This is a genomic window from Novosphingobium sp. ZN18A2, assembly GCF_036784765.1.
Taxonomy (GTDB): domain Bacteria; phylum Pseudomonadota; class Alphaproteobacteria; order Sphingomonadales; family Sphingomonadaceae; genus Novosphingobium.
Genome location: NZ_CP136651.1, coordinates 3,243,568 through 3,260,911 on the forward strand (window position 1 = coordinate 3,243,568; position 17,344 = coordinate 3,260,911).

Below are 17,344 nucleotides of genomic sequence, written 5' to 3' on the forward strand. Positions count from 1 at the left end.
GTAAAAGAACGTTTAAGTCGCGCCGCCATGGTTGCGGAACTGGGTGAACGGAGTGCTAACGCTATATCCGTTTCAGCGCGAAGCGATCGCATCGGCGGTGGCGATCACCTGCCGGGCCTGCGCAAGGTGGAGCAGTTCCACCATCTTGCCGTCCACGCGAATCGCGCCCTTGCCCCGGTTTTCAGGCGCATCGAACGCGGCGACGATGGCCATTGCCTGCGATATCTCACTATCCGAAGGTGCGAACACGGCGTTGACCGGCGCGATCTGCGCGGGGTGGATCAGCGATTTTCCGTCAAACCCGAATTCGCGCGCCTGGCGCGCTTCGCCTTCAAGGCGGGCGGCATCGTCAATCGCGTTGCAGACCCCGTCGATCACGACAAGGCCGTTGGCCCGCGCGGCCAGCATCGCGCCGACCATTACCGGCACGAACGCTTCGCGCCCCGGCGTCTGGGCCATGCCGGTATCCTTTGCAAGATCGTTGAGGCCAAGCACGAAGCCCGCCAGCCGCGTGGTTGCCGCCATCGCGGCGATGCGTTCGATCGCCAGCACGGCAGCGGGCGTTTCGATCATCACCCACAACGCGGCATCGGGCGCGAATCCCAGGCGATCCATTTCGAGGGAAAGCGCCGCGATATCGTCCTCGCGGTCGATCTTCGGCGCCAGCAGCGCCTCCACCGGCGCGTGGGCGAGCGCCGCCATGTCCGCCCGGCCCCATGGCGTATCCAGCCCGTTCATCCGCGCGACAAGGCGGCGATAGCTGAAACCGCCGCGCGACAGTTCGCTGCACAATTGCGCGCGCGCATCCACCTTGGCATCGGGCGCAACCGCGTCTTCAAGATCGAACACCAGTGCATCGGCATCCAGACCGCGCGCCTTGTCGATCGCGCGGGCGTTGCTGGCGGGCATGTAGAGCACCGAGCGCAGCGGGCGGGAATCAGCGTTTTTCATGGGTTGCACCTTCGGATGGCGGCGGCGGGTCCATATCGACGCGGCCTTCGCTGCGCTTGGGCATGGGCGCCAGGAATACCATCAGCAGCGACGCGGCAAGCCACGCCGTTGCCGTGTGGAGCGAGACCGGCAGGCTCTTGATGTCGGCCAGCGCCCCCCAGGCATAGGCACCCACCGCCATCGCGCCGAACGTGATCGCCTGATAGATCGACATGCAGCGCCCCAGGATCTGTTCCGGCGCGCGAAGCTGCATGGAAACGTTGAGGCTGGTCATCGTGGCGACCCAGCCGGTGCCCGCCAGCAAGGATGCCGCCAGCGCCAGCGGCAGCGCGCGTGCTTCAGCCAGCAGCAATTGCCCGCCGACGAAACACAGCGTGCCCAGCACGACCGCGGCTTCCGCCCCGAAGCGGCGGCGCAGCCTGCCGATCCACAGCGCGGACTGGATCGATCCGATGCCGAACGCCCCCAGCATCAGGCCATAATCGATCTCGGTCCCGTGCATCCTGTCATGCGCGACGACCGGCATCATCGCCTGGAAGGCAACGGCGGCAAACCCGAAGGAGAAACCGCGGATCAGCACGCGGCGCAGCGGGTTGGACGTGAAGCAGAACTTCAGCCCCACCGCGATCGAGCCGAGCATCGGCTTGCGTTCGGGCAGCACCATGTTCTGCGGCTTCCAGCGCGACAGCACGATGATCATGCCGACATAGCTGATCGCGTTCAGGCCGAAGGCAAGGCTGGGGCTCCACAGCGATATCAGCAGCCCGCCCAGCGCCGGACCGACGCTGCGCGCGAGGTTGAATGAAATGGAATTGAGCGCGATCGCCTGCGGCAGGTCTGCCTTGCCCACCTGCAAGCGCACCGAAGCCTGCCACGCCGGCGAATTGAGCGCGGTGCCCATGCCCACGCTCAGCGTCAGCAGCAGCAGCACCGCGGGGCCGACCAGCCCGGCGAAGGCGAGGCTTGCCAGCACGGCGGAGGCAAGCAGCATCCCGGTCTGCGCGGCAAGCATCACGCGGCGGCGGTCGAAATTGTCGGCAATCGCCCCGGCGAATACGCCCAGCAGCATGATCGGCAGCGTGTTCGATGCCTGGACCAGCGCGATCAGCCGATGCGATCCGGTCAGTTCCGTCATCAGCCAGGCCGCGCCGACCGACTGGATCATCGAACCGATGTTGGAGAACAGGTTGGCGATCCAGATCGCGCGGAATGCCGGATAGCGGAAGGGGGCAAGCGATGCGCCGTGGGCGAATGGTCCTCGCTCTGGCGCGGGACTCGGCGGATCGGTCAACGGCACGCCTGCCGGTTAGGCCGTGCCCCGCCCGCGGGCAACCCCGTCGCGCGCGAACCCGCGCACTCAGAACATATAGCGCATGCGTATCTGCGTGCGCACGTCCACCTTGCTTACGTCGAACGCCGCCGCCTTGAACGACGGCGGGCCGAAGCGAACCGGCGCATCGCGCGAAAAGCCGAAGCCTTCCTTCGGCATCATCAGCAGCTTGTCGAGCTTGCCGTTGCCGTTTTCGTCATGGAACATCGAAAGCGCATAGCGGCCCGGCGGCACGTCGCGGAACACCAGCGTTTCGCCCGGCGCCGCGGCGATAGACAGGTGCCGCGCGGCCGGGTCTTTATTGCAATCGGGAAAGTCGCGCGGATTCGCGGTAAGGCAGGCAAGCACCTGCCCCCTGGCCGATCGCAGACCTTCCACCGTCACCGAAACGGTCGTGCCCGCATCCTGCACCGCGGGCGCGGCCGCGCACAGCAGCAGGGCCGGCCCCAGCAAGAGCGCGCGCGCCGTCATGCCGCCTTCGCCAGCCCCTTGTCGGTTCCGCACAGCCGGTCCCAGAATCGGAAATAGAGCCCGTAGTTGCACTGGTATCTTTCATGATGGAGCTGGTGGTGGCTGGCGGTTATCAGCCAGCCGCCCACCCGCGAGTGGACAAGCGCGCGCGGAAACATTTCCCAGCCCATATGGTTGGTCACGCCCATCACCGTCATGATCGCCAGCACAAGGCCCAGCACGGCGATGTGGACCGGGACCAGGAAGACGAGCGCGGGAATCACCACCGCGCCCGAAATCGCCTCGATCGGGTGAAAACTCATCGCCGCCCACGCGGTCGGCGGACGGCTGGCGTGGTGAACCGCATGCGCCACGCGGAACCAGGCCGGGCGATGGAGCAGGCGATGGGTCCAGTAGAACCACGTGTCATGCGCGAAGAGGTAAACGAAAAGCGAAACCGGCAGGTACCACAGCGGATAGGCGTGAACGTCGCGGTAGATCAGCGTCCAGCCGTGCTGCTGCCAGCCCCATGCGACGATGCCCGCCGGAATGCCATAGATCGCGGCAGAGGCAAGGCTCCAGCCGATTTCGCGCCGCATCTGCGGACCGAGACCGGTATAGAAGCCGGGCCGCACCCTGTCCGTCGCCCAGGCGAATGCGCCACTGGTGACGAGGTATCGAACCGCCACGATCAGCGTCATCGCCAGCGCGGAGAGCCACAGCCCCATTCAGGAATCCCGCCCGAAACCCGGCGAAGTTGACGGTGTTGACGGGTACGTTGCCCAACATCCCCGACCCCAGGCGCGCGCACGTCCCCCTTGCGCAAAAAACAGCAGGGAAGCGACACCGTCCATACCCGCGCTTATGCCAGCACGACGCTGCGTAGGACAGATGGTTTCTGGGCCAGGCGGCGATGCGCGGCAGCACGAGAAAAGGCGAAGGGCGCCGGTCGCCCGACGCCCTTCCTCCGGCTGCTCCTGCCGCAAGCGTCAGTTCCTGGACGCCGTGCGGATCGAGTCGCTCCCCTGCCACTGGGCGAGCAGGTCGGCATTTTCAACCTGCCGGATCATCTGCTCCGTCACCTGCAGTTCGCAGCGGCGGCGCTTGTATCCATCCGTCAGCGGGTTGCCTGACCAGCACAGGCGCGACGCCGCATGCCTGATGCGATTGATCGCCAGGGCGCGTCCGTCGAACGAGACAAGTTCATGCGGATAGACCTTGACCGAAACGCTCCGGGAAATACCCGTTGCATTTGCAGGACTTGCGGCAACGGCAGCAAAAAAGGCGAAACCTGCGATCAGGCTGATTTTTTGCGTCTTCATGGTGACAACTCCTTTCGGGGCAATGCCCATGACTGTTTCCTAGTCCTCGTCACCACGATGATCTTGACGATGTCTTGGAAAGATTCCCGCTCAGAATATTCGCAGAATTGCCGGCCAGTCTTTTTCTCGCTCCCGATTGCCGCCAATGGTATTGTTCTTGGGTGGAGTGCCAACCGATCACGATTCGGTTCGGTGAGTTCATAGTCGATCCCACCGATCGCCGATTGTACGGCCCGCATGGAGAAATCCATGTGGGTGGGCGGGCATTCGACGTGCTCGAAGTCCTGCTTTCCGCCGATGGCCGGCTTGTCACCAAGGACGAGCTGTTCGAAACGGTCTGGGCCGGACTGACGGTCAGCGACGCGGCGCTGACCTCTGTTATCCGCGACTTGCGGCTGGCGCTGGGCGACCGGGACCGGGACGGGATGATCAAGGCCGTCTATGGCAAGGGCTATCGCCTTGAAGCCGGAACGGTCAGCACCTCGCAAACCGCGCCCGTTGCCACACGGCCCAAAGCGCCGCATGCACCCCATGCGCTGCGCACATCGCTGGCCGTCCTGCCCTTCGCCAACCTGACCGGCGATGCCGCGAACGACTATCTGGGCGATGGCATGGCCGAAGAAGTGCTGGACCTGTTGGGTGCCAGTTCGGGTTTGCGGCTTTCCGCGCGCGCTTCGAGTTTCTCCGCGAAAGTGCGCGAGATGTCGGGCGTCGATGCGGCAAAGGCGCTGGGCGTCGACGCGATCCTGGAAGGCAGCGTGCGCGCCGCGGGCAAAAAGCTGCGGATCGGTGCGCGCCTGATCGACGGCGGCGACGGCTATGTGCTCTGGTCGCAATCGTTCGACCGCGACATGGAAGATATCTTTCTTGTCCAGGCGGAAGTGGCAGGTGCCGTGGTCGATGCCCTTCTGTTGAAACTCAATTCCGCGATCGCGCCGCTTCCTCCGCCGCCCGACCGGGATTCGGGCCATGTCGAAGCCTACAAGCTGTTGCTGAAGGCACAGTGGCTTGCCGGACGGATGACCCCCGCCTTCCTGGCCGCGGCGGTTGAACTTTGCGAGCAGGCGATAGAGCGCAGCCCCGATTTCGCGGAGTGTCACGCGCGCCTTGCGATCTTGCTGATCATCAAGAACATTCATTCCGATTTGCCCGACGCGGTGGAATTGCAAAGAGCCCAAGCCCTTGCCAGGCAAGCCCAGTCCCTCGATCCGCGCTCTGTCAGCGCGCTTCATGCGAAGTCGATGAGTGCCGTAATCGCAGGCCGGCTGGTGGAAGCGGATCGCCATTTCCTCGCCGCCATTTCACAGCGTCCCGGCCAGGGGCTTTTCCATCTGTCGCATGCATCGTTCGTGACGGCCGCTGCGGGACATTTGCGTGCGGCGTCTCCCGACCAGTCCACCATAGACGCGCTTATCCCCTTTCATGCCGGAGCCGCTGCGCTCCTGGCGATGCATTACGCGGGCCTCGGTGAGAACGAGCTGGCGGAGCGCTATCTGGCGATGGCCCTGGAATTCGGGTTCCCGCCGCAAAGCTTCGTCCATGCGGAAACGCGCGCGCTGCTCCATGCGCGGAACGGCCGGCTCGAGGATGCGGCCGCTTCCATCATCGCTTCACTCGACCAGGGACGCGAAGCGCACATGGCCCAGGCGGTAAGACTCGCCTACTTCGCCCTTGGCGACGAAAGTATGCGGCGCAGTGCGATCGATGCGATCGCGGCCATCCACGCAAACGGCATCGAAGCGCTAAGCACCATGATGCGCAAGCGGCTGGTGCTCTATCTTGCGCAGTTGGGTGAGATCGATCGGGCCGTCGAAGTTCTGACGGAAAGCGTGCGTGACCTCAAATCGCGCGGAATGCTGGCGGTTGGCTGGGGCTTCCTCTGGTTCGAGGAACTGCGCGAAGTCCAGCGCCATCCTGGCTTCATCCCCATCGCGCGCGAACTCGGCTTCGTCGCCTACTGGGAAGTCAACGGACCGCCGGACGGTTACCATTTCGATGGAGAGGAACTCGTCCCTATCAACGCCCTTTGACCGGACGGCCCGCCAGTGAATGGCAGGCCGCCTTTGTTGCCGGTCACGAAAACGCCGCTTACCCGTTGCGCGTTACCGCGCCGCGGTGCTTGCCCACGCCGGGCGCGCCGCGGGGGCGGAAGCGACGCTTGCGCTGGCCTTCGCCGTTCCGCTCGCCATGACGGTCGTCCTGGCGGCGCTCGCCCCGGTTTTCGCCATCGCGGCGACCGTCACGCCGATCGTCGCGGCGGCCTTCGTTACGCTCGCCACGCTGCCCGCCACGGTTGCCGTCGGCGCGATGATCGCGCCCGCGATTGCCTTGCGGTCGCCCGCGCCCGCCGCCGCGCTCATCGCCCAGCAGGGGCTGGCTGCGCGTCGCCTTGGGCAGCTTCGCCGCTTCGGCCATGAAGTTTTCGGGCAGGCCAAGCGGCGCCAGTTTCACGCCGGTCAGCCGTTCGATATCGCGGAGATACGGCTTTTCGTCCGGCGCGCAGAAGCTGATCGCCACGCCGTCCGCCCCGGCGCGCGCGGTGCGGCCGATGCGGTGGACGTATTGTTCGGGAACGTTGGGCAGTTCGAAGTTGAAAACGTGGCTGACGCCCGAAACGTCGATCCCGCGCGCGGCAATATCGGTCGCCACCAGCACGGGCGAACTGCCCTGCCGGAACGCGTCCAGCGCGGCGGTGCGTTGCGCCTGGCTTTTGTTGCCGTGGATCGCGCGCGCGTTCACGCCCGCGGCGGAAAGGAAGCGCACCACGCGGTCCGCACCGTGCTTTGTGCGGGTGAACACCAGCGCGCGGTCAAGCGTCTTGTCCGCGATCAGCGCTTTCAGCCGCAGCGTGAGCAGCGCCTGCTTTTCGGCCTGGTTGATGAACGTCACGTACTGCTCGACGCGTTCCGCCGTGGTCGATTGCGGCGCCACTTCCACGCGGACAGGATTGTGGATGAACTGACGGCCCAGCTCGGCAATCGCCTTGGGCATCGTGGCCGAAAAGAACAGGCTCTGGCGCTTGGCGGGCAGCAGGTTCGCCACGCGCTTCAGCGCATGGATGAAGCCCAGGTCCATCATCTGGTCGGCTTCGTCGAGCACGAAGATCTCCACCCGTCCCAGCGTCAGCGCGCGCTGGTCCACAAGGTCGAGCAGGCGGCCAGGCGTGGCGACGAGGATATCTGTGCCCGGCACCAGCCGGCGCGCCTGCTTGCCCACCGGCACGCCGCCGAACACGCAATCGACCTGCAGGCGCAGGTTGCGGGCATAGCCCTTCATGTTCTCGGCGATCTGCGCTGCCAGTTCGCGCGTGGGGGAAAGCACCAGCATCCGGCACGATGCGGGCTTGCGCGGCTTGGGATCGGCGGCAAGGCGATGGAGCGAGGGCAGCGAGAATGCTGCCGTCTTGCCGGTGCCGGTCTGCGCGATGCCCAGGATGTCGCGCCCTTCAAGCAGCGCGGGGATCGCCTGTCGCTGGATCGGGGTGGGATCGGAATAGCCCTTGGTCTCAAGCGCATGAAGGATGGGCTCGGCCAGGCCGAGGTCTGAAAAATAGGACATATGTTTTTCGAATCTCGTTGGCGCACGGGCAAGGACCGCGCGCGGCAGGGGTCGTCTTGGCGACCCTTGCGTGAAAGGGGAGCTTGTGAAGCGCCGCACCGTGAACCCCGGGCGGGTCTCGCCTCAATCGGCGGACCTCACGCCAGCACCGGGACGACGGGCAAGCCCGCCGGTCGCGCTGGCGGCGCAGGTAGGGGTTGTTGCGCGAAAAAGCAAGGAAATTGCGCGCAGGTGTGCTGAAGCGGTCTGGGTGGATGGGGGCATTGTCTGAGATATGACCAGGAGCGGACCGTCCGGAAACGACTGCATTGCGAAAGTTGCACTTGGCCCACCCCCAACCCCTCCCGCTTGCGGGAGGGGAGCGAGACTTGCGCCGCCGCAGGCGGTGCTAGTCGCAGCGGGGTGGGCAATGCTCGCCGCCCTCAATGCCCCACCACGCCCAGCGAGGCGAAGGGCTTGTCGTGTTCGCCGTATTTCTCGACCAGCGTCGCGCTTGCTTCGTTGAGACCGATGACCTCCACGTCCTTGCCCTCGGCGCGCAGGCGCAGCACGATCTTGTCGAGCACGCCGGTGGCCGAAATGTCCCAGAAATGCGCGTGGCTGACGTCGATCGTCACGCGGTCCACGTCCTCGCGGAAAATGGCGCTCTCCATGATCCGGTCGGTCGAGCCGAAGAATATCTGCCCGGCGATCGTGTAGCGCCGCTCACGCCCGTCGTCCGACAGCGACATTTCGATGGTGACGAGGTTGCGCACCTTGGCGGCGAAGAAGATGCCGCTCAGCAGCACGCCCGCGATCACGCCCTTGGAAAGATCGTGCGTCCACACCACGATCACCACCGTCACCAGCATGACCACGGTGGACGGCAGCGGGTGGTGGCGCAGTTCCATGAACGAGCGCCAGCGGAAGGTGCTGATCGACACGAACACCATCACCGCCACCAGCGCGGGCATCGGCACGCGGCTGACCAGCGGGCCGAGCACCACCATCAGCACCAGCAGCATCACGCCCGCCACCATCGTGGACAAGCGCCGCCGCCCGCCGGACTTGATGTTGATCACCGACTGCCCGATCATCGCGCAGCCGCCCATCGCGCCGATGAAGCCGGTGCAGAAATTGGCGATGCCCTGCCCCACGCATTCACGCTGCTTGTCGGAGCGGGTTTCGGTCATGTCGTCGACGATGCTGGCCGTCATCATGGATTCGAGCAGTCCCACCGCCGCCATGGCCGCCGAATAGGGCGCGATGATCGTCAGCGTCTGAAAGGTCAGCGGCACGTGCGGGATATGGAACGTGGGCAGCGCGCTGGGCAGCTGGCCCATGTCGCCCACGGTGTTCACGTGCGTGCCCGTCAGCATGGTGAAGGCCGAAAGGATGACGATCGAAACCAGCGGCGCGGGCAGCGCGGTGGTGAGGCGCGGGAACAGGTAGATGATGGCAAGCCCCGCCAGCACCAGCGCATATGTCTCCCACCCCACGCCGGTAAGCTGCGGCAGCTGCGCCATGAAGATCAGGATCGCCAGCGCGTTGACGAAGCCTGTGATGACCGAGCGCGAGACGAAGCGCATCAGCAGGTCCAGCCGCACGAATCCGGCAATCGCCTGGAAAATGCCCATCAGGATCGTCGCGGCGAACAGGTATTCCACGCCATGCGCGCGCACCAGCGGGCCGACCAGCACCGCCACGGCCGCCGTCGCCGCCGAAATCATCCCCGGCCGCCCGCCGGTGATCGCGATGATGCAGGCGATGGAAAAGCTGGCATAAAGCCCCACCGCCGGATCGACCCCCGCGATGATCGAAAAGCCGATCGCCTCCGGGATCAGCGCCAGCGCGACGACCAGGCCCGAAAGCGCCTCTCGCCCCGGATTGGTCAACCAGTCGCGCTTTATCGCGGAAGCGAAGGACATGTGGACGTCGGCCATGCGGATTTCCCCTTGCGGCGGCCATGCGTCGGGCTGCCGGTGATCGTTCGCGCGTCGTGCCGCGGTGATCTTGTCGTTTCGGATTGCTGCGCCGCACAAATTGTCGGGCAGGCGCCCCATATGGGTCCGCAGCGGATGTTGCAACCCCGCGTCTTTGCGCCGCGGCCGTTCGCGCATAGGGTGCGGCAAAACGGAAAGGACCAATGCATGATCGTGACCACGACCGAAAACCTGCCGGACCACCAGGTGGCCGAAGTGCTGGGCCAGTGCTTCGGCGTGGTCGTGCGCAGCCGCGGGCTGGGCGGCAATATCGTGGCCGGCCTGCGCTCCATCATCGGCGGAGAGATCAAGGAATATACCTCGCTGGTGGAAGACACGCGCCGCCATGCGATAGACCGCATGGTTTCGAACGCGCGCCTGATGGGCGCCGACGCGGTGATGATGATGCGCTTCGATTCCGGCTCTCTCGGCCAGACGATGAACGAGGTCGTCGCCTATGGAACCGCCGTGCGTCTCGCCCGGTCTGCGGAGGCCGGGCGATGAGCGCCAACGCGCGCTTCGCGATCTATGCGCTTTGCGCGCTGCTGGTGCTGGCCGGCATGGCGATGCTGAACGGCGGCGGCGGGCTGGTGCTGATCGGCATCGGGCTGGTGCTCTTCGCCAGCGTGGTGCTGGAAGGCCGCTATCGCACCGGCGGGGCCGCGCAGGACGTGCCGCCCGACCGCTGGCAGCGCACCGGCGAGCGCGAGATCGACAGCGAAACCGGAAAGCCGGTGGAAGTGTGGTTCGATCCCGTAACCGGCGCGCGCCGCTACCGGCCGCTGGACCACGATCCGCGCCGCTGACCGGGCGGCGCGGAAGTTACGCGGGGTGCGCCGTCAGTCGCCCTCGCCCGGATCGGCCGCCGTGGTACCCGGATCGATCAGGTACCGCCAGATCGCCGCGCCCAGCGCGCCGCCGATCAGCGGGGCGAGCCAGAACAGCCAGAGCTGGCCCAGCGCATCGGTCGCCGCGAACAGCGCCACACCGGTGGAGCGCGCGGGATTGACCGAGGTGTTGGTGACGGGGATCGAGACGAGGTGGATCAGCGTCAACGCAAGGCCGATCGCGATTCCCGCAAAGCCCGCAGGCGCATGGCGCGACGTCGCGCCCATGATCACCACCAGGAAGCCCGCCGTCATGATCACTTCGCACAGGAACGCGGCCTGCAACGAATAACCGCCCGGCGACAGGTCGCCATATCCGTTCGAGGCAAAGCCGCCTGCCTCGAATCCCGGCTTGCCCGATGCGATCGCATAAAGCGCAACGGCCGCGACGATCGCGGCCAGGACTTGCGCGACCCAGTAGGGAAGAAGATCCTTCCACGCAAAACGCCCGCCAACGGCAAGGCCCAGTGAAACCGCCGGATTGAAATGCCCGCCGGAAATGTTGCCCACGGCATAGACCATGGTCAGCACGGTAAGGCCGAAGGCCAGCGCCACACCCGCAAAGCCGATACCCAGGTCCGGAAAGGCCGCGGCAAGAACGGCCGAGCCGCATCCGCCGAACACCAGCCAGAACGTGCCGAAGAATTCGGCCGCCAGTTTACGCGTCATTGCTTCCCCCTCTCCCAAAGGAACATGAGAGAAGCAGCTTAGGCCCGGTCCGCGATTTTCACCAACGCGGAAATGCTCCGTTCGGGCCGTATCCGTTCGTGACGGGCGGCAAAGACCGCTTCCCTCCCGCCAGCCTACGCCCCGCCCCAGCGCGAACAATCGGGATCGAGGCCGACCACGTGACGGCGCAGCGCGGCGCGTGCCAGCCGCTCCGTCTCTGCCTTGCGCCGCGCCGCCGCAAGCGGAAGCGTGGGCGCGGGACGCACGATTTCCGCATCATAGCCATCGGCAACGATCAACCCGCACATGTCGGGTCGGAACGTTTCGGTCTCCATGCAGGCACGATCAAGATGCGGGGCTAGCCCCCAGAAGAACCGGTCGCAATGGTCAAGGTAATCGGGCCATTTTGCATCGCCCAGCAGGTCTGCCTTGGCGACCTTGATCTCCACGATCACCAGCCGCCCCTTGGCATCGATGCCCATAAGGTCCGCCCGCCTGCCCGATCGCAGCGGCATTTCACCGATGCACCAGATATCGTTGCGCGCGAACAGGCGACTTATGCCGCGGGCAACGTCCTGCGCCGTCGCAAGGTCGGCATTCGAGAGGGAAGCGGCAGAATCGGCCATGACGGCCATGATAGGAACGTAACGGGAACATGGCAAGGCCCGCCTTGCCTGCGGGACGATCAGGCGTCGCGCCCGGCTCCGGGCGGTGGGGCAAGTGCAAGCAGCGCAGTCCGCGCGGCGATAAATTCATGCCACAGCGCCAACGCGGCCGGCGCCGGATCGGCGCCGCGCGCGCGCACCGCCATAAGTGCCGAAAGGCCCGGCTCCATGATCGCCACCAGATCGTCCACCCCGCGCCGCGCGATCTCGCGGCGCCAGTCGCCCGCGTCCTTCATCATGTCGGGAAAATCGCACACGGCAGGCTGGCGCGCGTCCGGTGAAAGCCCGGCAAGCCTGCAAACGATATCGCCGGCGTCCTGCAGCGCAGACCACTTCGCGCTCAACGCGGTTGCGGCCGAATGGCCGAAATCGGGACGGCCGGCCTCCGGCGGAACGGTGCCGCGGGCTTCGGGATTGCTTGCCATAACAGCGACTCGTGCCACGAATGCGCCTACCAAATCGCTAATGCCCGAATAGGGAAAGCATGACGCGCCGCATTCCCCACAGCCCCATGACGCGCCCGGGCGATTTACACCGGACACGGCACCTTCAACGCTGCAGTGCGGATTTATCCGCCCACCGGCACCAAAACCACTGGCAAGCCCGCGCACACGCTGCTAGGTGCCCATGCCCACGCACCCGTAGCTCAGCTGGATAGAGCGCTGCCCTCCGAAGGCAGAGGCCACAGGTTCGAATCCTGTCGGGTGCGCCAGCTTTTCCATGTGATGGACCGTCTCTTCCGAAGAGGCGCCGCTTGTCACGGCATGGTCGCCTCGCGCGGGGATCGGTTACGCGGTGCGGCAGCCTGCCGCGGCGGCTGCGGCCTGGCCGAGGGATAGTCCGCCGTCGCCCGCCGGCAGCGTGTGGTGGACGAGCGGGACGAGGCCCAGCGCCTCCAGCCGCGCCGACACGCCCTCGCGTATCAGCCGGTTCTGGAACGTACCGCCGGAAAGCGCGACGGGGGTGGCGGGCGCGGGCGGGCCGCCTGACATAAGCAGCGCGACCATTGTATCCGCGAAGGCATGGTGGAACCGCGCGGCGATCACGCCCGGTGCGGTTCGGGCGGCAAGGTCCGCGGCAATTGCGTGCCATAGCCCCGCCAATCGCGCGCGTGACGGATCGCCCGGCTCCGGCCGGTCGAGCGCATAGCCTTCGCATCGATCCATGTGAGGGCGCGCGAGCGATTCCAGCGTCATTGCCGCGTGCCCTTCGTATCCGATGGCCAGCGGATGCACGCCAAGTGCGGCCGCGACCGCATCGAACAGGCGCCCGGCGGAGGAACAGGGCGGGCTGTTGAGTCTCTTGGCAATGGCCTGTTCGATCACGCGCACGCTGGAATCCTCGGGCAGGTGCGCGGTTAGCGGCGCAACCTTGGCACGCCAGTCCGGCCCGAATGCGTGCAAGAGGTGCGCGACGAGGTTGCGCCACGGCTGCTTCATCGCCTGTGCGCCGCCCGGAAGCGCCACCGCCGGAACCGCGGCAATACGCTCAGCCGAGACATAACCGCCGCGCAGCACCTCCCCGCCCCATAGCGTGCCGTCGGCGCCCAACCCCAGCCCGTCGCACACGATTGCCAGAGCTTCACGACCGGGCGCGACACCATGCTCCGCCAAGCACGCCGCCATATGCGCGTGGTGGTGCGCCACAGCGATAACCGGCACGCCCAGCTCGTCCGCCATGCGCCGCCCGAGCTGGGTTGAGAGGTAGTCCGGATGCGCGTCCACCGCGATCAGGCCCGGTGTGAAGTCATAAAGGCGGGCGAACAGGTCCAGCATCCGGCGATAGTCGGCAAGCGCCGCCGCGTCTTCCAGATCGCCGATATGCTGGGACAGCACCGCTTCGCGCCCGCGCAGCAGGCAGAAGGTGGCTTTCAACTCGCCGCCCATCGCCAGCACCGGCACGTCGCTTGCCAGCCCATCAGGCAGCATGACCGGATCGGGCGCGATGCCGCGCGCGCGGCGCAGCACGATCGGCCCGCGCGCGTCGAGTGCGACCACGCTATCGTCCACGCGGTTCACGATCTCGCGATCATGCATCAGCCACGCATCGGCAAGGTCCGCCAACCGCTCGCGCGCTTCGGCATTGGCAATCGCCTGCGGCTCGTCGCTGCGGTTGCCCGATGTCATCACCAGTGGCTGCCCCACCGCCTGCATCAGCAGATGGTGGAGCGGGGTATAGGCCAGCATCACGCCCAGATGATCCTGACCGGGCGCCAGCGCATCGGGCAACGCCTTGTCGCGGCGCGGCAACAGCACGATCGGCGCCGCGCTGGACGACATCAGCGCGGCGGCTTCGTCGCTCACATCGCAGATCGCCCGCGCCTGCTCTACGGACGCGACCATCAGCGCCAGCGGCTTCGCGTCGCGCGCCTTGCGGCGGCGCAGTTCGGCAACGGCGCTGCCATCGCGGGCAAGGCAGGCAAGGTGAAACCCGCCCAGCCCCTTTATCGCAACGATCCGCCCGGCCTTCAGCAGCCGCGCGGCTTCCATCAGCGGATCGGCGGCGGCGTTCCCCTCTCCTTCAAGCCACAGGCGGGGGCCGCATTCGGGGCAGGCGATGGGCTGGGCGTGAAAGCGCCGGTCCGCCGGATCGCGGTATTCCGCGGCGCAAGCCCTGCACATGGGGAACGCCTTCATCGACGTGTTCGCGCGATCATAGGGCACCGCCTCCACGATGGTCAGGCGCGGGCCGCAATGCGTGCAGTTGGTGAAGGCATAGCCGTGGCGGCGTTCTGCCGGGTCGCGGATTTCGGCAAGGCAGGCGGGGCACGTCGCGGCATCGGCGGTGATGCCGGTGCGCGCGTTTCCGCCGTGGCTCTCCCCGATCACGAAATCCGTGCGCGCGACGGGAGCGCCCGGCGAAGGCTCAACGCTGGCGACATGGGCAAGCGGCGGCGCTTCATCCGCCAGCGCGCGCACGAAATCGGCAAGCGCACGATCCGGTCCGGCGGCATGAACGATCACCCCTTCGGCATCGTTCGAAACCTCTCCCCGCAGCCCCAGCCGCCGCGCGAGTTGCCACACGAAGGGACGATAGCCCACGCCCTGAACCTGCCCGCGCACGCGGATCGAAAGGCTGGTCTCAGCCTCCGTAGCCATCCGTCAGCATATCCGGGGAAGCTGTTCGCCCGAAAGCCAATCGACCACGCGCATTCCGCCGATCCGGGTGGTCATCCGCACGAAGCCGGGCTGCTCTGCGGTAACGTGGCCGATCAACGCCGCGCCCGCGCCTTCGGGGTGCGCGTGCATGGCGGCCAGCACCCGGTCCGCATCGACGGCATCGCAGATGCACACCAGCTTGCCTTCGTTGGCGATGTGCAGCGGATCAAGGCCGAGCAGTTCGCAGGCCGAGGCGACTTCGGGCCGCACCGGGATCGCGCGTTCGTCTATCAGCATGCCGTGGCGCGTGCCTTCGACCAGTTCGTTCAGCGTGGCCGATAGCCCGCCGCGCGTGGGATCGCGCAGCAGCGCAATGTCCGGCGCGGCGGCGATCATGTCTGCCGCCATGCGGTGCAGCGCCGCGCTGTCCGACACGATGGAGGTGCCGAATTCCAGCCCCTGCCGCGCCGAAAGGATCGCCACGCCATGATCGCCGATCGGGCCGGACAGCAGAATCGCCTGCCCCGGCGCGATCCGCTCGGGCGAAATCTCCACACCGTCTGGCACCACACCGATGCCGGTGGTGGTGATGAACACGCCGTCTCCCTTGCCGCGCTCCACCACCTTGGTATCGCCCGTGGCGATGGGAACGCCCGCCTTCCTGGCCGCTTCGCCCATAGACGCGGCGATACGGTCAAGATCGGCAAGCGGAAAGCCTTCCTCGATAATGAAACCGGCGGTCAGCGCGACGGGCCGCGCACCGCCCATCGCCACGTCATTCAGCGTGCCGTGCACCGCCAGACTGCCGATGTCTCCGCCGGGGAAGAACAGCGGCGAGATAACATGCCCGTCGGTGGACACCACGATACGCCCCTCTGGCCGATCCAGCCGCGCGACATCGTGGTGCTGGTCCAGCAGCGGGTTGGCGAAATGGTGCGCGAAGACCTTGCGGATCAGGTCCGCCATCGCGCGCGCGCCGCCGCCGTGGCTCATCGTCACGCGCTCGTCCGCGCGGAAGCGAGCCTTGCCGAGGGGTTCAAGCGCGGTCATTCAGCCGCCTCCAGCGCCATTTCGGCCAGCGTTTCGGCCCGGCGATAGGTCCAGTAGGCTGCACAGGCCCCTTCTGAGCTGACCATGCAGCTGCCCATAGGGTTTTCGGGCGTGCAGACTTTGCCGAACAGCTTGCAGTCCTTTGGCTTTTTCACCCCGCGCAGGATTGCCGGACATTCGCAGGACTTCACTTCGCGCGCGGTCTTCTCGCTGATCGGGAAACGCTTTTCCGCATCGAAGCGCGCATATTTGTCGCGGATCGCCAGCGCGCTGTCCGCCATCCAGCCCAGCCCGCGCCATTCGAACGTGGGGCGCAGTTCGAACACGTCGTCCACCAGTTCCTGCGCTTTCGCATTGCCTTCGCGGGTGACGACGCGGGTGTACTGGTTCTCCACCGCCACGCGGCCGTCATTCACCTGACGGATCAGCATCAGCACCGACTGCATCACGTCAAGCGGCTCAAACCCGGCGATCACCACCGGCTTTGCATATTTCTCGGCCAGAAATTCATAAGGCTTCGATCCGATCACGGTCGAAACGTGGCTTGGTCCCAGAAACCCGTCGAGCCGCACCGCCTGTTCAGGATCGATCTCCGGCGCGTCGAGGATGTGGCGGATCGCCGCCGGGGTGAGCACGTGGTTGCAGAATACAGAGAAGTTCTCCAGCCCCTCGTCCGCCGCCTGGCGGATCGCCAACGCTGAGGGCGGCGTGGTGGTTTCAAACCCTATGCCCAGAAACACCACCTGCCGGTCCGGATTGGCGCGCGCGATGGCCAGCGCGTCCAGCGTGGAATAGACCATCCGCACGTCCGCGCCATCGGCCTTCGCGCTCATCAGCGATCGGCGCTTCGATCCGGGCACGCGCAGCATGTCGCCATAGGAACACAGGATCGCGCCGGGCATTTCGGCCAGTTCTATCGCATCGTCCAGCCGGCGGATGGGCAGGATGCAGACCGGGCAGCCGGGGCCGTGGATGAAGTGGACGTTGGCGGGAACAAGATCCTGCACGCCATAGCGAAAGATCGCATGAGTGTGCCCGCCGCAGAACTCCATGAAATTATAGTCGCGCGCCGGATCGGCCTCTGCATGGATCGCGGCAGACAGCTTTTCGGCCAGCGCGCGGTCGCGAAATTCGTCAACGTATTTCATGACGCGGCCTCCCCGATTTCGGCCAGTTCGCTGTCGAGCAGCCCGCCTTCGGCCATCAGCGCCAGCGTGCGCTGCGCTTCTTCTTCGCTGACCTTGTGCAAGGCATAGCCGACGTGGACCAGCACATAGTCGCCAGCCGAAACCTCATCGAGCAGTGCGACGGATATCGTCTTGGTCACGCCGCCAAGCGAAACGACGGCCATGCCGTCATCACTCAGGTCCGTAACCAGCGCGGGGATGGCAAGGCACATGGCG

General features: G+C 66.2%; 17 protein-coding genes and 1 tRNA gene. 4 read left to right on the forward strand and 14 right to left on the reverse strand.

Annotated elements, in window-relative coordinates:
- Positions 1-72 precede the first annotated feature (72 nt).
- From RXV95_RS15510 to RXV95_RS15530, 5 genes are all read right to left on the reverse strand, one after another.
- Complete coding sequence (locus RXV95_RS15510; RefSeq protein WP_338466921.1) at positions 73-951, reverse strand: CoA ester lyase; 879 nt, start codon at positions 949-951, stop codon at positions 73-75.
- Positions 938-2,242, reverse strand: a complete 1,305-nt coding sequence (locus RXV95_RS15515; RefSeq protein WP_338466922.1) for an MFS transporter — start codon at positions 2,240-2,242, stop codon at positions 938-940. The genes RXV95_RS15510 and RXV95_RS15515 overlap by 14 nt, the downstream gene beginning before the upstream one ends.
- Positions 2,243-2,308: 66 nt before the next feature.
- Positions 2,309-2,752, reverse strand: coding sequence for a DUF2141 domain-containing protein (locus RXV95_RS15520; protein WP_338466923.1), 444 nt, complete (start codon positions 2,750-2,752; stop codon positions 2,309-2,311).
- Complete coding sequence (locus tag RXV95_RS15525) at positions 2,749-3,459, reverse strand: sterol desaturase family protein (protein ID WP_338466924.1); 711 nt, start codon at positions 3,457-3,459, stop codon at positions 2,749-2,751. Before RXV95_RS15525 ends, RXV95_RS15520 begins: the two co-directional genes overlap by 4 nt.
- A gap of 261 nt (positions 3,460-3,720) precedes the next feature.
- Positions 3,721-4,083 carry a UrcA family protein gene (locus RXV95_RS15530; RefSeq protein WP_338466925.1) on the reverse strand — a complete coding sequence of 121 codons (363 nt, stop codon included), beginning with the start codon at positions 4,081-4,083 and terminating at the stop codon, positions 3,721-3,723.
- A gap of 221 nt (positions 4,084-4,304) precedes the next feature.
- On the opposite strand from RXV95_RS15530, the gene RXV95_RS15535 reads away from it, so the two are divergent.
- Positions 4,305-6,083, forward strand: coding sequence for a winged helix-turn-helix domain-containing protein (locus RXV95_RS15535; RefSeq protein WP_338466926.1), 1,779 nt, complete (start codon positions 4,305-4,307; stop codon positions 6,081-6,083).
- Between the two features lie 58 nt (positions 6,084-6,141).
- On the opposite strand, the gene RXV95_RS15540 is transcribed toward RXV95_RS15535, so the two are convergent.
- Positions 6,142-7,611, reverse strand: coding sequence for a DEAD/DEAH box helicase (locus RXV95_RS15540; RefSeq protein WP_338466927.1), 1,470 nt, complete (start codon positions 7,609-7,611; stop codon positions 6,142-6,144).
- Between the two features lie 422 nt (positions 7,612-8,033).
- Positions 8,034-9,518: a SulP family inorganic anion transporter gene (locus RXV95_RS15545; RefSeq protein ID WP_338468587.1), complete on the reverse strand. Its 1,485-nt coding sequence runs from the start codon at positions 9,516-9,518 to the stop codon at positions 8,034-8,036.
- A 222-nt stretch (positions 9,519-9,740) separates the two neighbouring features.
- Here RXV95_RS15545 and RXV95_RS15550 point away from each other — a divergent pair, with 222 nt between their 5' ends.
- Both RXV95_RS15550 and RXV95_RS15555 read left to right on the forward strand, forming a co-directional pair.
- Positions 9,741-10,076, forward strand: coding sequence for a YbjQ family protein (locus tag RXV95_RS15550; RefSeq protein ID WP_338466928.1), 336 nt, complete (start codon positions 9,741-9,743; stop codon positions 10,074-10,076).
- Positions 10,073-10,378, forward strand: a complete 306-nt coding sequence (locus tag RXV95_RS15555) for a hypothetical protein (RefSeq protein ID WP_338466929.1) — start codon at positions 10,073-10,075, stop codon at positions 10,376-10,378. The genes RXV95_RS15550 and RXV95_RS15555 overlap by 4 nt, the downstream gene beginning before the upstream one ends.
- Before the next feature lie 33 nt (positions 10,379-10,411).
- On the opposite strand, the gene aqpZ is transcribed toward RXV95_RS15555, so the two are convergent.
- The 3 genes from aqpZ to RXV95_RS15570 all read right to left on the reverse strand — a co-directional run bounded on the left by aqpZ (position 10,412) and on the right by RXV95_RS15570 (position 12,218).
- Positions 10,412-11,128, reverse strand: a complete 717-nt coding sequence (gene aqpZ / locus RXV95_RS15560) for an aquaporin Z (RefSeq protein ID WP_338466930.1) — start codon at positions 11,126-11,128, stop codon at positions 10,412-10,414.
- Between the two features lie 134 nt (positions 11,129-11,262).
- Positions 11,263-11,754, reverse strand: a complete 492-nt coding sequence (locus tag RXV95_RS15565; RefSeq protein WP_338466931.1) for an MmcB family DNA repair protein — start codon at positions 11,752-11,754, stop codon at positions 11,263-11,265.
- Positions 11,755-11,813: 59 nt separating this feature from the next.
- Positions 11,814-12,218, reverse strand: a complete 405-nt coding sequence (locus RXV95_RS15570) for a hypothetical protein (protein ID WP_338466932.1) — start codon at positions 12,216-12,218, stop codon at positions 11,814-11,816.
- Between the two features lie 210 nt (positions 12,219-12,428).
- Between RXV95_RS15570 and RXV95_RS15575 the strand changes: the two genes are divergently transcribed.
- A tRNA-Arg gene (locus RXV95_RS15575) sits at positions 12,429-12,505 on the forward strand.
- 76 nt (positions 12,506-12,581) lie between these two features.
- On the opposite strand, the gene hypF is transcribed toward RXV95_RS15575, so the two are convergent.
- The 4 genes from hypF to RXV95_RS15595 are packed head-to-tail and all read right to left on the reverse strand — an operon-like array spanning position 12,582 to position 17,340.
- Positions 12,582-14,891: a carbamoyltransferase HypF gene (gene hypF / locus RXV95_RS15580; RefSeq protein ID WP_338466933.1), complete on the reverse strand. Its 2,310-nt coding sequence runs from the start codon at positions 14,889-14,891 to the stop codon at positions 12,582-12,584.
- A 3-nt stretch (positions 14,892-14,894) separates the two neighbouring features.
- Complete coding sequence (gene hypE / locus RXV95_RS15585) at positions 14,895-15,941, reverse strand: hydrogenase expression/formation protein HypE (RefSeq protein ID WP_338466934.1); 1,047 nt, start codon at positions 15,939-15,941, stop codon at positions 14,895-14,897.
- Positions 15,938-17,089: a hydrogenase formation protein HypD gene (gene hypD, locus RXV95_RS15590; RefSeq protein ID WP_338466935.1), complete on the reverse strand. Its 1,152-nt coding sequence runs from the start codon at positions 17,087-17,089 to the stop codon at positions 15,938-15,940. Before hypD ends, hypE begins: the two co-directional genes overlap by 4 nt.
- Positions 17,086-17,340: a HypC/HybG/HupF family hydrogenase formation chaperone gene (locus RXV95_RS15595; protein ID WP_338466936.1), complete on the reverse strand. Its 255-nt coding sequence runs from the start codon at positions 17,338-17,340 to the stop codon at positions 17,086-17,088. The genes hypD and RXV95_RS15595 overlap by 4 nt, the downstream gene beginning before the upstream one ends.
- Positions 17,341-17,344: the final 4 nt, after the last annotated feature.

Coding starts and splice junctions, on each gene's coding strand:
- RXV95_RS15510 (WP_338466921.1), bottom strand. CDS start 951: ATGAAAAACGCTGATTCCCGCCCGCTGCGCTCGGTGCTCTACATGCCC.
- RXV95_RS15520 (WP_338466923.1), bottom strand. CDS start 2,752: ATGACGGCGCGCGCGCTCTTGCTGGGGCCGGCCCTGCTGCTGTGCGCG.
- RXV95_RS15525 (WP_338466924.1), bottom strand. CDS start 3,459: ATGGGGCTGTGGCTCTCCGCGCTGGCGATGACGCTGATCGTGGCGGTT.
- RXV95_RS15530 (WP_338466925.1), bottom strand. CDS start 4,083: ATGGGCATTGCCCCGAAAGGAGTTGTCACCATGAAGACGCAAAAAATC.
- RXV95_RS15540 (WP_338466927.1), bottom strand. CDS start 7,611: ATGTCCTATTTTTCAGACCTCGGCCTGGCCGAGCCCATCCTTCATGCG.
- RXV95_RS15545 (WP_338468587.1), bottom strand. CDS start 9,518: ATGTCCTTCGCTTCCGCGATAAAGCGCGACTGGTTGACCAATCCGGGG.
- RXV95_RS15550 (WP_338466928.1), top strand. CDS start 9,741: ATGATCGTGACCACGACCGAAAACCTGCCGGACCACCAGGTGGCCGAA.
- RXV95_RS15555 (WP_338466929.1), top strand. CDS start 10,073: ATGAGCGCCAACGCGCGCTTCGCGATCTATGCGCTTTGCGCGCTGCTG.
- aqpZ (WP_338466930.1), bottom strand. CDS start 11,128: ATGACGCGTAAACTGGCGGCCGAATTCTTCGGCACGTTCTGGCTGGTG.
- RXV95_RS15565 (WP_338466931.1), bottom strand. CDS start 11,754: ATGGCCGATTCTGCCGCTTCCCTCTCGAATGCCGACCTTGCGACGGCG.
- RXV95_RS15570 (WP_338466932.1), bottom strand. CDS start 12,218: ATGGCAAGCAATCCCGAAGCCCGCGGCACCGTTCCGCCGGAGGCCGGC.
- hypF (WP_338466933.1), bottom strand. CDS start 14,891: ATGGCTACGGAGGCTGAGACCAGCCTTTCGATCCGCGTGCGCGGGCAG.
- hypE (WP_338466934.1), bottom strand. CDS start 15,941: ATGACCGCGCTTGAACCCCTCGGCAAGGCTCGCTTCCGCGCGGACGAG.
- hypD (WP_338466935.1), bottom strand. CDS start 17,089: ATGAAATACGTTGACGAATTTCGCGACCGCGCGCTGGCCGAAAAGCTG.
- RXV95_RS15595 (WP_338466936.1), bottom strand. CDS start 17,340: ATGTGCCTTGCCATCCCCGCGCTGGTTACGGACCTGAGTGATGACGGC.